This is a genomic window from Nonomuraea sp. SYSU D8015 (assembly GCF_008065375.1).
Lineage (GTDB): Bacteria > Actinomycetota > Actinomycetes > Streptosporangiales > Streptosporangiaceae > Nonomuraea.
Window position 1 is genome coordinate 422,599 of sequence record NZ_VJYI01000006.1, and the last position, 12,067, is coordinate 434,665.

General features: G+C 70.8%; 15 protein-coding genes and 1 riboswitch. Of the genes, 8 read left to right on the forward strand and 7 right to left on the reverse strand.

Features of this window, described 5'->3' with window-relative positions; genetic code table 11:
- Together ID574_RS27155 and ID574_RS27160 are read right to left on the reverse strand one after the other, a co-directional pair.
- Positions 1–1,206 (reverse strand): sensor histidine kinase, encoded by a 1,206-nt coding sequence (locus tag ID574_RS27155; RefSeq protein ID WP_188191782.1) that lies wholly within the window; start codon positions 1,204–1,206, stop codon positions 1–3.
- Positions 1,203–1,859: a response regulator transcription factor gene (locus tag ID574_RS27160; RefSeq protein ID WP_188191946.1), complete on the reverse strand. Its 657-nt coding sequence runs from the start codon at positions 1,857–1,859 to the stop codon at positions 1,203–1,205. The genes ID574_RS27155 and ID574_RS27160 overlap by 4 nt, the downstream gene beginning before the upstream one ends.
- 152 nt (positions 1,860–2,011) lie before the next feature.
- Between ID574_RS27160 and ID574_RS27165 the strand changes: the two genes are divergently transcribed.
- From ID574_RS27165 to ID574_RS27180, 4 genes are read left to right on the forward strand one after another with little or no spacing between them, the layout of a single operon-like run.
- The gene (locus tag ID574_RS27165; protein ID WP_188191783.1) at positions 2,012–2,530 is read left to right on the forward strand and encodes a hypothetical protein; all 519 of its coding nucleotides are present in this window, start codon (positions 2,012–2,014) and stop codon (positions 2,528–2,530) included.
- Entirely contained in the window at positions 2,530–3,675 is a 1,146-nt protein-coding gene (locus ID574_RS27170) for an efflux RND transporter periplasmic adaptor subunit (protein ID WP_188191784.1), read from the forward strand. Before ID574_RS27165 ends, ID574_RS27170 begins: the two co-directional genes overlap by 1 nt.
- Entirely contained in the window at positions 3,672–4,382 is a 711-nt protein-coding gene (locus ID574_RS27175) for an ABC transporter ATP-binding protein (RefSeq protein WP_270094305.1), read from the forward strand. Before ID574_RS27170 ends, ID574_RS27175 begins: the two co-directional genes overlap by 4 nt.
- The gene (locus ID574_RS27180; RefSeq protein WP_188191785.1) at positions 4,382–5,602 is read left to right on the forward strand and encodes an ABC transporter permease; all 1,221 of its coding nucleotides are present in this window, start codon (positions 4,382–4,384) and stop codon (positions 5,600–5,602) included. The genes ID574_RS27175 and ID574_RS27180 overlap by 1 nt, the downstream gene beginning before the upstream one ends.
- A 193-nt stretch (positions 5,603–5,795) precedes the next feature.
- Here the strand turns inward: ID574_RS27180 and ID574_RS27185 are convergent, their stop codons facing one another.
- The 3 genes from ID574_RS27185 to ID574_RS61735 form a co-directional block, all read right to left on the reverse strand.
- Positions 5,796–6,239: a hypothetical protein gene (locus tag ID574_RS27185; RefSeq protein WP_188191786.1), complete on the reverse strand. Its 444-nt coding sequence runs from the start codon at positions 6,237–6,239 to the stop codon at positions 5,796–5,798.
- A gap of 106 nt (positions 6,240–6,345) precedes the next feature.
- Positions 6,346–7,338: a rod shape-determining protein gene (locus ID574_RS27190; RefSeq protein WP_188191787.1), complete on the reverse strand. Its 993-nt coding sequence runs from the start codon at positions 7,336–7,338 to the stop codon at positions 6,346–6,348.
- 83 nt (positions 7,339–7,421) lie between these two features.
- Positions 7,422–7,550, reverse strand: a complete 129-nt coding sequence (locus tag ID574_RS61735) for a hypothetical protein (RefSeq protein WP_262496047.1) — start codon at positions 7,548–7,550, stop codon at positions 7,422–7,424.
- A 125-nt stretch (positions 7,551–7,675) separates the two neighbouring features.
- On the opposite strand from ID574_RS61735, the gene ID574_RS27195 reads away from it, so the two are divergent.
- From ID574_RS27195 to ID574_RS27205, 3 genes are all read left to right on the forward strand, one after another.
- The gene (locus ID574_RS27195; RefSeq protein WP_223167098.1) at positions 7,676–7,876 is read left to right on the forward strand and encodes a DUF5302 domain-containing protein; all 201 of its coding nucleotides are present in this window, start codon (positions 7,676–7,678) and stop codon (positions 7,874–7,876) included.
- A 127-nt stretch (positions 7,877–8,003) separates the two neighbouring features.
- Positions 8,004–8,136, forward strand: a riboswitch (cyclic di-AMP (ydaO/yuaA leader).
- Between the two features lie 176 nt (positions 8,137–8,312).
- Positions 8,313–8,918 (forward strand): hypothetical protein, encoded by a 606-nt coding sequence (locus ID574_RS62405; protein WP_188191789.1) that lies wholly within the window; start codon positions 8,313–8,315, stop codon positions 8,916–8,918.
- A gap of 62 nt (positions 8,919–8,980) precedes the next feature.
- On the forward strand, positions 8,981–9,826 hold the full coding sequence (locus tag ID574_RS27205; protein WP_223167099.1) for an alpha/beta fold hydrolase: 846 nt from the start codon (positions 8,981–8,983) through the stop codon (positions 9,824–9,826).
- Between the two features lie 20 nt (positions 9,827–9,846).
- Here ID574_RS27205 and ID574_RS27210 read toward each other — a convergent pair whose 3' ends face one another.
- Positions 9,847–10,197, reverse strand: coding sequence for a winged helix-turn-helix transcriptional regulator (locus tag ID574_RS27210; RefSeq protein WP_188191790.1), 351 nt, complete (start codon positions 10,195–10,197; stop codon positions 9,847–9,849).
- 54 nt (positions 10,198–10,251) lie between these two features.
- On the opposite strand from ID574_RS27210, the gene ID574_RS27215 reads away from it, so the two are divergent.
- Positions 10,252–10,857, forward strand: coding sequence for an NAD(P)-dependent oxidoreductase (locus ID574_RS27215; RefSeq protein ID WP_188191791.1), 606 nt, complete (start codon positions 10,252–10,254; stop codon positions 10,855–10,857).
- On the opposite strand, the gene ID574_RS27220 is transcribed toward ID574_RS27215, so the two are convergent.
- Entirely contained in the window at positions 10,851–12,059 is a 1,209-nt protein-coding gene (locus tag ID574_RS27220) for a DUF4032 domain-containing protein (RefSeq protein ID WP_188191792.1), read from the reverse strand. The two genes, ID574_RS27215 and ID574_RS27220, sit on opposite strands and share 7 nt — an antisense overlap.
- Positions 12,060–12,067 lie beyond the last annotated feature (8 nt).

The window sequence follows — 12,067 nt, forward strand, 5'->3', positions numbered from 1 at the left end:
TTACGCGTCGTAGCGGGCCCGGGGGAGTGAGGCGGTCACCACGAGGCCGCCACCCTCCCGCGGGCGCGCCCTGACGTCCCCGCCGTGCGCGAGCGCCACCGATCGCACGATCGACAGCCCCAGCCCCGCGCTGCGCGCCGTGACCACCCGCTCGGCGCCGTGCCGGTGGAAGGGCTTGAACAGCAGCGGGATGTCGTACGGGGGCACGCTCGGTCCGGTGTTGCTGACCTCCACCTCCACTTTCCTGTCCCCCACGGTACGGCTCACCACCCGCACCCACCCGGTCCCGTCGTCCACGTTGTACCGGATGCCGTTCTCGACCAGGTTGTGCACCAGCCGTTCGAGCAGCAACGCGTCCCCGGTGGTCGGCGCCTGCGCGGTCACCTCGTACACGGTGACCTTCGCCTCGTGGGCGTCCCCCGCGGTCTGCTCGACCACGTGCGTCACCACGTCGGCCAGGTCCACCGGCGACCGGTCCGCGATCTCCTGCTCCGACCTGGCCAGCAGCAACAGCCCGGAGATGAGCCGCTCGTGCCGGGCGTTGATCTCCAGCAGGCTCTCGCCGAGCTCCTTGACGTCGGGCGAGGCCGTACGACGGTGCATGGCGAGCTCGACCAGCGCCCGGTTCAGCGTCAAGGGCGTGCGCAGCTCGTGCGAGGCGTTCGCCACGAACCTGCGCTGCCCGTCGAAGGAGTGGTCCAGCCGCTCCACCATGGTGTCGAACGTGTCGGCGAGGGTCTTGACCTCGTCCTCCGGCCCCTCCAGCGCGATCCGCTCGTGCAGGCCGCGCTCGGCCATGGGCGCGGCGGCGATCTTGCGTGCCGTGTCGGTGACCCGGTTCAGCGGCGCCAGCACCCGCCCCGCCACCACCCAGCCGAGCCCGACGGCCGCGCCGCCGACCACGACCAGCGCGATCGCGCCCTGGGCGAGCAGGGAGGTGACGGCCGCGTTGCGCAGCTCCAGCTCCTGCTGCCGCAGCCACTCGACCGCGGCCTGGCCCTGCAGAAGAACGCCGTCCTTCATGAAGAACAGGTTCTTGACCTTGCCGGGCTCCGACACGTACCGGCTGTCGAACGTCCGCGTCAGCTGCTGGTCGAACAGCAAGTAGGTGACGCCGAGCAGGGTCAGCCCGGCGAGGAAGAAGACGGCGCCGTAGACGAGGGTGAGCCGCAGCCGCAACGTGGGCTGGAAGCGCGGCCGTCTCATGCGATCCGGTACCCCACCCCCGGCACGGTCTCCACGACCGGCGGGTCGGCGAGCTTGCGGCGGAGCTTGAGAATGGTGAGCCGGACCGCCCCCGTGAACGGGTCGGCGTGCTCGTCCCACGCCTTCTCCAGCAGCTGCTCGGCCGAGACCACGCTGCCGTTCGCGCGCAGCAGCTCCGCCAGGACCGCGAACTCCTTCTTCGACAGCGGCACGAACCGGCCGTTCCTGAACACCTCCCTGCGCGCCGGGTCCAGCGTGATCCCGGCCCGGCGCAGCACCGGCGGCACGGCCGGCCGCGAGCGCCGCCCCAGCGCCAGGACCCTGGCGGCCAGCTCGGGGAAGGCGAACGGCTTCGGAAGGTAGTCGTCGGCCCCCATGGACAGCCCCGTCACCCGGTCGTCGAGCTGGGCGGCGGCGGTCAGCATCAGCACCCGTGCGTCGGACTCCGAGGCCACCAGCTCCCTGCACACGTCGTCGCCGTGCACCCGCGGCAGGTCGCGGTCCAGCACGACCACGTCGTAGTCGTTGACCGCGATCCGCTCCAGCGCCGCCTCGCCGTCGTGCGCCAGGTCGACGGCGTGGGTCTCCTCACGCAGCCACTCGGCAATCGCGTCGGCGAGCATGGGCTCGTCCTCAACCACCAGCACCCGCATGGCGTCTCTAGGCCCTTTCATCCGCGTACAGAGCCGAGTGTGACCTAGACGGCATTTGGTCAAAATAAGCCGCGGACGGAAACGCTGAGGAAACAGCCGCACCTATTGCATCTCCCCTCGAAACCACGTTCCTTCGACGGAGGAGATCATTCATGCGAGGACGAGTGCTCACCGCACTGGCCGCGGCGACCCTGCTGCTGGCGGGGTGCGGCGCCGGCGACGGCGGTGCCGACGTGGCGTCGGTGACCGGCAACGGCACCGGCAACCAGGCCGCGGCCAGCGCGAAGCCCAGCGAGGACCCGCACGAGCGCAACCTCAAGTTCGCCCAGTGCATGCGCGAGAACGGCATTCAGATGGACGACCCCGAGCCGGGCAAGGGCATCATGATGAAGTTCGACCGGGGCACGCCCAGGGAGACCGTGGAGAAGGCCCAGGAGGCCTGCAAGCAGTGGGCGCCGCAGGGCGGGCAGGGAGGCAGGGTCGACCCTCAGCGCGCCGAGGCCATGCGCAAGCTCTCGCAGTGCATGCGGGACAACGGCGTGGAGAGCTACCCCGACCCCGACGGCGGCATGATGCGCATCACCGGCGAGATCGCCAACGACCCCGACTTCAAGTCCGCCGAGGAGAAGTGCCAGAAGGAGTCCGCTGAGGCCGGGCTGGGAGGTTCTTGATGGGCCCAGTAAGAGAGGGGGCCACCCTTGACGGAAAGGCGGAGCCCGACACCACGCCTTCCCGGCCGCGCCGCCGACGCGGCCGGGGCAAGGTGGTCGCCGGCCTCCTGATCGTGCTGGTCGCCGCGGGCGGCGGATTCGTGGCGATCAACAGCGCCGGCCTGCTGGAGGGCGCCGCGGGCCCGACCCGGTCCGCCAGTGCCCTGCCCCCCGCCACGGCCACCGTGAGCAGGCAGACCCTGAACGACACCGTGGACGCCGACGGAGAGCTGGGCTACGGCCCGGTCACCTCCGCGGTGACCAGGAGGCCGGGCACGATCACCTGGCTGCCCGAGAGCGGGCAGCAGATAACCCGAGGCAAGTCGCTGTACCGGCTGGACAACAAGCCGGTGGTGCTCATGTACGGCGACACGCCCGCCTACCGCGATCTCAAGATCGGCACCGAGGGCAAGGACGTCGAGAACCTGGAGCGGAACCTCCGCGAGCTCGGCTACGACGGTTTCACGGTGGACGACGAGTACACGTACGACACCTACGAGGCCGTCATGGAGTGGCAGGACGATCGCGGGCTGGACGAGACCGGTGTGGTCGAGCTGGGCCGCGTCGTCTTCGCGCCCGGCAAGGTGCGCGTGGAGAGCCTGGAGGCCGAGGAGGGCCAGCCGGCCCAGCCCGGGCAGAAGGTCCTGACGTACACGGGCACGTCCAAGGTCGTCACGGCCCAGCTGGAGGCCGAGGACCAGCGGATGGCCAAGGAGGGGGCCAAGGTCGAGGTCACGCTGCCCGACGGCAAGAAAGTGGACGGCAAGGTCACCGAGGTGGCCACGGTCATCGTGCCGGGCGAGGGCCAGAACGCCGAGCCCGAGACGCGGATCGAGGCACTGGTCTCGATCGCCGGCTCCAAGGCCGCCAAGGGGCTCGACAAGGCCTCGGTGGACGTGACCTTCACGGCCTCCCAGCGGAAGAACGTGCTGACCGTGCCCGTCGCGGCGCTCGTGGCGCTGCAGGAGGGCGGGTTCGGCCTGGAGGTCGTCGAAGGCGGCAGGTCCCGCTACGTCGCAGTCGAGACGGGGCTGTTCGCCGGGGGCCGGGTCGAGGTCAAGGGTGAGGGGCTCACCGAGGGCATGACCGTGGGGATGCCGAAATGACGCATCCGATGATCCAGCTGACGGACGTGAGCCGGACGTACCCCGGCGGGGTGGCGGCGCTGAGGTCGGTGTCGCTGCGCATCGACCACGGCGAGCTCGTCGCCATCGTCGGCCCGTCGGGATCGGGCAAGTCGACGATGCTCCACGTCGTCGGCACCCTCGACCGGCCCACCTCGGGGACGATCCACATCGACGGCTACAACGTGTCGAAGCTGTCCGACGGCCAGCTCTCGGCGCTGCGCGCCACCACGATCGGCTTCGTCTTCCAGCACTTCCACCTCGCCGCCAAGGTCCCCGCGCTGGACAACGTGGCCGACGGCCTCATCTACACCGGCCTGGCCAGGTCCGAGCGGCGCCGCCGCGCGGCGGCCGCCCTCGAACGGGTCGGGCTCGGGCACCGGATGGACCACGAGCCGCACGAGCTGTCCGGCGGCGAGCGGCAACGCGTGGCCATCGCCAGGGCGGTGGCGGGAGAGCCGCCGCTGCTGCTGGCCGACGAGCCGACCGGGGCCCTGGACTCGGTCTCGGGAACGGGGGTGATGGAGCTGCTGCACGAGCTGAACGCGTCCGGCACCACCATCGTGATCATCACGCACGACCGGGAGATCGCCTCCGGCCTGCCGCGGCAGGTGAGCATGCGGGACGGCCAGATCATCGCGGACTCCGCCGTGCCCGTCGAGTCGCTGGCCGAATCCGGGGTGGCGTGATGGCCGTCGTCGAGGTGCCGCGGCCCAAACTGGCTCCGGCCAGGATGCGGCCCGGCGACGTGATGCGGGTGGGCGCGGTCGGCCTGCGCACGCGGCCGCTGCGGGCGTTCCTGTCCGCGCTCGGCATCGCCATCGGCATCGCGGCCATGGTCGCCGTGGTCGGGCTCTCGTCCTCCTCGGGCGCCGAGCTCGACCGCACGCTCTCCGCCCTCGGCACCAACCTGCTCACCGTCTCGTCGGGCACCACGCTCACGGGCGAGGCGGCGCAGATGCCGAAGGACGCCGAGGCGATGATCGAGCGCATCGGCCCCGTCGAGGCGGCCGCGTCGGTCGGGAAGATCTCCGAGGCCAAGGCCTACCGGTCGGAGCAGATCCCCGAGGCGCAGACCGGCGGCATCAACACCTACGCCGCCAGCCTCGACCTGCCCGCCACCGTCGGCGCGACGCTGAGCAGCGGGACCTGGCTCAACGCGGCCACCGAGCGATACCCGGCCGCCGTGCTCGGCTGGTCCACCGCCCAGCGGCTCGGCATCGGCTCGGCCGGCCCGGACACGCAGGTCGTCGTCGGCGGGGTGCGGTTCACCGTCGTCGGCGTACTGAACCCGGTCGCCCTGGCCACGGACCTGGACAGCGGCGTCCTGGTCGGCTGGCCGGTGGCCGAGGAACGGCTCGGCTTCGACGGCCACCCGACCACCCTGTACACGCGCTCGGAGGAGGCCAAGCTGGAGGCGGTACGCCAGGTCCTGGCCGGCACCGCCAACCCGGAGGCGCCGAACGAGGTGGACGTCTCCCGCCCGTCCGACGCGCTGGCCGCCAAGCAGGCCACCAGCCAGGCGTTCGCCAACCTCCTGCTGGGCGTGGGGGCGGTGGCGCTGCTCGTGGGCGGCGTCGGCGTGGCCAACACCATGGTGATCTCGGTCCTGGAGCGCCGCGCGGAAATCGGCCTGCGCCGCTCGCTGGGTGCGACCCGCGGCCAGATCCGCACCCAGTTCCTGGCGGAGTCGCTGCTCCTGTCCGCGATGGGCGGAGGCGGAGGCATCCTCCTGGGCACCGCCGTCACCATGGGGTACGCGCTCTACAGCGGCTGGCCGTCCGTGGTGCCGGCCTGGGCGACCGTCGGCGGCCTCGCGGCGACGCTGCTCATCGGCGCCATGGCCGGTCTCTATCCCGCCATCCGCGCCTCCCGCCTCTCCCCGACGGAGGCGCTGTCCACCCCGTAGCCGCCGACACGGGCGCCGCGGCTCCCCCCGCTGTTCGGCCCTCTTCCATCAGTGGTCCGGCCGACATGGGCGCCGCGGCTCTCCCCGCTGTTCGGCCCTCTTCCCCGGGGAGACCCCCGCCCAAGGCGGCGGGCACTTGCGGCGAGGTGCGGACAACGGGGGAGCGCGGCCCCATGGGCTATGCGACCGCTCCCTAGTGGGCGGTCGCGTAGCAGGTGGTCTTGCCGACGATCCGGACGCCGGGCTTGTCGCCGTCGACCACGGTCAGCTCGAAGGTCAGCCGCGTCTCCGGATGCCGCAGCACGACCACGTCCTGCGCGTCGTCACGCAGGTCCAGATCGTCGACGACCTTGTCGTACCCCATGGCCTGGAGCTTCTCCAGCAGCCCTACGGACGCGTCCACGAGCTCGCCCTCGATCCGCAGGAACGCTCGCACCTCTCCCGGCACGCAGGAGTCGTCCCGCACCTGTTCGGCGGCCGGCAGGCGGAGGCCGGAGGCGCCGAGCAGATGGTCGGCGTCGGCGGTGAGCTGCTCGGTGGCCGCTTCCAGCGTGGGGAACTCGGACGCCGCCGTACAAGCCGCCATCGCCGCGACGCAGGTCAGCACCGCGGAGGCAGCGTAACGGCGGATACGCACGATCGGACCATATCCAAGAGCATCCGTAACTACGGGGTAAATAACGCAAAAACCACATATTGCTGGGCGTCGTCCACGAACGGTAGCCGGTGCCCGTTCACGGGCCTCATCTCCCGGCGGCTCTGAGCCTGGCGATCAGCCTCAGGTCGGCCACGCAGTGTCCCAGGCCGAGCGCCACGGAATCCCTGGGCCGCTCGGCCCGCCGCACCGGCATGCACAGGGCGGCCCGCAGCCGCCTGCACAGACCGCGCAACAGCGCGCCACCCCCCACCAGCACCGCGCCCCGCTCGCCGAGGTCGGCGGCCAGCTCAGGCGGGCAGCGCTCCACGATCCCGACCGTCGCCCGCACGATGGTCTCGACCGGCTGCCGGGTCGCCTCGTAGATCAGCTGCACGGGCAGCGGCACCGCCCGCTCCCGCCCGCTCTCCACGTCGCGGCCGCGCACCACCACCTGCCGGCCCAGCGGCTTCCAGTCGGTGCCCGCGGTCCTCTTGGCCGCCTCGGCCTCGCGCTCGTCGATCAGCAGCCCGTGCTCGCGTTCGACGAGGCGGGCGATCGACAGGTTCATGCCGTGGCCGCCCCCGGGCACGGCGCCCGAGGCCACCACGATCCCGCGCGACAGGACCGCGATCCTGGTCGAGTCGCGGCCGATGTCCATGACCATCCGCCCGGCGCAGTCCTCGACCGGCACGTCCGCGCCGCGCGCCGCCGCCACCGCGTGCGGGATCAGCAAGACCCCCCGCGACTCCACCTCGAACGCCAGGTCGCACAGCGCCGCCCGGTCGATCGGCGTGGCGCCCTCCGGCAGTGCCATGACCATGCGTGGCCGGGCGAACGGATTCCGGTGCACCTTGCGCAGGAAGTGCCGGACCAGGCGCCGGGTGAGCTCGGCGTCGGCCGGCAGGCCGCCGCTGATCGGCCAGCAGGTCTCGCCGTCCGCGCTGGAGGCCGCCTCCGCGCCGTACCCGAGCACCCTGCCCGTCTCGGCGTCGCGCGCTACGGCCGACGGCTCGTCGAGCACGATCCCCTTGCCTCTGACGTAGATGCGCGTGCTGGCCGCTCCCAGATCCAGCGCCAGATCTCGGCCGAGGAGGCTCATCGCCCTACCGGGGGGTTGACCGTCATGTCGCTTGCATTTCCCGGACCGCCCCAACGCAATACCAGGAACCGAGCGGTTTCCCTTTACCCGTTTCTGAGGTCGGCCAGGGTCTCGTCGGCCCACGCGATGCCGGTGCGGATCTGGGCCATGCCGAGCTTCGGCGCGTACCTGCCGATTCCGTCGCCCGGCGCGGTGATCGCCCTGGTGGCCATGGGGGGCGATGCCGAGCGGGCGGCCGGAACTCCCCGCCGCGCCGGAGCGCAGGGTCCAGGCTGGTTTCGCGTCATAAGCGGCGCCATGCGAAGCTGTGATTGTCCCCAACACCATGGAGGTCCTCATGGCGGAATCACCGGAGCCGGAAGTCAGCGAAACTCCCGAGGACGAGATGAAGCGCAAGTTCCGCGAGGCGCTGGAGCGCAAGCGCAACCAGCATGCCGGTGCGGGCGCGGGTGGCAGGGGCGGTGACCCATCGAAGATTCACGGGGCGCACGGTCCGGCTGCGAGTAAGAGATCGTTCAGGCGCAAGAGCGGCGGCTGAGGCGGGGATTCCTGAGGGGGGCGCGGCACGCCGCGCCCCCCCTTTTCATTCCCGTCCTAGGTAGATCTTTTGTCCGATTTGTGATGATTCGTTTGCGCGTGTCCGGAAAGCCTGGTTAAAGTGTGGGCCAATTAACCAGCCGAATCCCGATGGATCGGGAACCGGGGACCCATCTCCGGGGTGAATCCGGCCACGTGCCGGTAGGGCATCTCCACGCCCGAACCCGTCAGCTAACCCGGTAGGCGTGATGGAGAGGACCCCCATGTTGCATTCCCGCGTCATCCCCCCAGACAGCGTCGTGCCGACCGCCTGCTGATCGGCCCTTTCCCCAGGTATTTCCGCGCTCCGCGCAGCCACCATGTCAGGCGTTCTGCCCGGCTGCGTCCTTTTCGATGAGCGTGTGTCCCTGTCCCCTCGCAAAGGACCTCACAGCTTCATGTCTGCTCGATTTGGCCTGCGTTCCTTCGCTCTGTTCACCGCCTCCGCCATCGGTGCGCTGACCATCGCCTGCACCGCCGTCCATGCCGACTCCGACGACGAAGAGAAGGTGCTACTCAAGGGTTCGACCACGGCGTCCTACTTCTGGGACGACGGCTCCGGCCGCGCCGGTGACACGGGAATGCCGGCCAGCGGCAAGCCCATGCAGAAGGGGCTGGCTGCCAGCCCGAGCTGGCCGCTCCTGACCGAGGGGTACGTGATCTACAAGGGCAAGAAGCTGCCCTTCTTCGTGGGCGACCGCGGCCCCGGCGCGCCCTCGAACCGCGGCATCATGCTCGACCTGGACGCCAAGACCTTCGCCGAGCTGACCGGCGGCACGTTCAACCCCGACACGCTCGGCGTCGACGGCATCGGCGGCCAGGGCCACATCGAGGTCGACTACGTCATCACCAAGTGGGGCGAGGGCGTCGGCAAGAAGAACCACCCGGTCCCCTTCTCCACCGGCGCCTGGTCCGAGCGGGACACCAACCCGGCCGAGCCCCCGCAGGAGGAGGCCGTCGTGAAGCCCGCGGCCTTCGTCGGGGGCGTGACGGCCGCTCCCTAGGGCCAGGTCGCGGAGCCGGCGCTGACTTTACGCACGGAGACCAGAATGACATTCTGGTCTCCGTGACCACCCGCGTAACAGCCAACGGCATCGAAATCGCCTACGAGAGCTTCGGCTCCCCCGCAGGCCGTCCCCTGCTCCTCATCATGGGTCTCGGAGCGCAGCTCATCCACTGGGACGAGGAGTTCTGCCAGCTCTTGGCGGAGCAGGGACACCACGTCATACGGTTCGACAATCGCGACGCCGGCCTCTCCACGCACTTCCACGACGCGGGCGTCCCCGCACCGGAGGGGCCCGCGCCGTACCTGCTGGACGACATGGCCGACGACGCGGCCGCCCTCCTGGACGCCCTCGGCCTGCCCGCCGCCCACGTGGCCGGCGCGTCGATGGGCGGGATGATCGCGCAGACGATGGCCATCCGGCACCCCGGACGCGTGCTCACCCTGACCTCGATCATGTCGACGCCCAGCCCTCACGTCGCCCCGCCGACCGAGGAGGCGCTCTCGGTGCTGATGTCGGCCCCGCCAGCCGACCGCGAGGGCGTGCTGGCCTCGGCGTTGCACACGTGGTCCGTCATCGGCTCGCCCGGCTACGAGATGGACCGGGAGCGGGTCACCAGGGTGGCCGGCCTGGCCTACGACCGGTGCTTCGACCCGCCGGGCACCGCCCGGCAGCTCGCCGCCGTCATGGCCTCCGGCAACCGCACCGAGCAGCTCGGCCGGCTCACCGTGCCCACGCTGGTCCTGCACGGGGAGGCGGACCCGCTCATCCCCCTCGAGGGCGGCCGCGCCACGGCGGCGGCCATCCCCGGCGCCCGGCTGGTCACCTATCCGGGCATGGGCCACGACCTCCCGCGCCCCCTCTGGCCCGACATCGTCACCGAGATCACCAAGCTCACGAGCGCCTGAGCCCCGGCCGTGGGCGGGGCTCACGAGACCTCCTCGCGGGCGCGGAGGATCTCGGTGATGTTCTGCTCCGCCCACCTGGCCACCACCGACACCGGCTCGTGCAGCGACCGGCCGAGATCCGTCAGCGCGTACTCGACGCGCGGCGGCACCTCGGCGAACACCTTCCGGGTCACGAGCCCGTCCTGCTCCATGGCCCGCAACGTCTGCGTGAGCACCTTGGGCGTGACCCCGCCGATCCGCGCCCGCAACTGGGTGAAGCGCATCGGCCCGTGGACGAGGCTGAGCAGCACCAGCACCGACCATTTGTCGCCAATACGATCCAGAACCACCCTGGTCGGACAGTTCGGGTCGAAGACATCGCCAGTACCCATAAGGTACCTATAGCACGATGAAGTAACCAGTATCCAGTGGATACTGTTGACCACATGAAGATCCTTCTCTTTGGCGCGACCGGCATGATCGGCCAGCGCATCGCCGCAGAACTGACCGACCGCGGGCACGAGGTGACCGGCGTCAGCCGTTCGGGCGGCCCGGTCAAGGGCGACGTCCACGACTCCGCCACCCTGGCCAAGGGGCACGACGCCGTCGTCTCCGCCATCAGCCCGCCGCGCGACGGCACCGAGCCCGAGGGCCCGTTCGTCGAGGCGTACCAGGCCCTGATCGAGGGCGTGCGCGCGGCCGGGGTGCGCCGCCTGATCGTCGTCGGCGGCGCCGGCAGCCTCAAGATCCCCTCGGGGGTCGACCTGGTCGACACGCCCGAGTTCCCGGACCTCTACAAAAAAGAAGCACTGGCCCAGCGCACCGTGCTCCACCTTTTCCGCGAGGTCGGCGACCTCGACTGGACCTACATCTCGCCGGCCGCCGAGATCGCCCCCGGCGACCGCACCGGCATCTACCGCATCGGCGGCGACGACCTGCTGGTCGACTCCGAGGGCCGCAGCTTCATCACCGCCGAGGACTACGCGGTCGCCGTCGCGGACGAGCTGGAGAACGGCGCCCACCCGCGCAAGCGCATCACGGTCGCCTACTGAGCGGGCTCATCCGGCAGCAGCGCCTTCTCGTCGGGCTTGTGGACGAGCACGTTGTCGACGTACGACTTCACGGCCGCCTCCAGCCCGACGTCGGCGTCCGCCTGCTCCGACAGGTACCAGCGGTGGTCGAGTATCTCGTGGAACAGCTGCGCGGGCTCCAGCTTCCCGCGCAGCTCGACGGGGATGGCCTCGACCGTCGGCTGGAACACCTCGGCCAGCCACCGGTGGGCCACGATGGCCTCGTCCTCGTGCCGCAGGCCCTTGGCCACCCGGAACCCGTCGAGGTCGTTGAGCAGCCGTCGCGCCTGGTTCTCCTCGACGTCGAGGCCGGTCAGCCGGAGCAGCCGCCGCTGGTGGTGCCCGGCGTCCACGACCTTGGGCCGCACGATCAGCCGGCCGGTGCCGACCTTGCGCCGCACCATCATCTCGGCCACGTCGAAGCCCAGGTCGTTGAGCCGCCTGATGCGCTGCTCCACGCGGCGCCAGTCCACCTCCTCGATGATCTCGCTCTGGTTGATCTCGTCCCAGAGGCGGTGGTAGCGGGCGACGATGTCCTCGGCGGTGTCCATGGGGTCGATCGACGGGTGCAGCAGCCCGCCGGCCTCCAGATCGAGCATCTCGCCGAAGATGTTGGTGTGGGCGGCGTCGATGTCGGCCAGCCGCTGCCCCTCGCTGATCATCGGGTGCATCTCGCCGGTCTCGGCGTCCACCAGATAGGCCGCGAACGCCCCCGCGTCCCTGCGGAACAACGTGTTGGACAGCGAGCAGTCGCCCCAGTAGAAGCCGTTCAGGTGCAGCCGCACCAGCAGCACGGCCAGCGCGTCCAGCAGCCGGGTCAGGGTGTCCGGGCGCAGAGTGCCCGACATGACCGCGCGGTAGGGCAGTGAGAACTGCAGGTGCCTGGTGATCAGGGCCGCGTCCAGGCCCTCGTCGCGGCCGGTGACGTACGCGACCGGCTCCACGGCCGGCGCGTCGAGCCGGGCCAGGTCCCACAACAACTGGTATTCGCGCTTGGCGTAGCGCTCACTGATCTCCTTGATCGCGTACACCTTGCCGGAGAGCCGGGCGAAGCGCACCACGTGCCGCGAGATGCCGCGCGGGAGATCGACCAGATGGTGTTGCGGCCAGTCTGCGAGAGGAACGTCCCAGGGGAGGCGGAGGAGGTCGGAGTCGCCGAGCGCGCCAGTGATCTGCAGGGGCATTTGCTCAG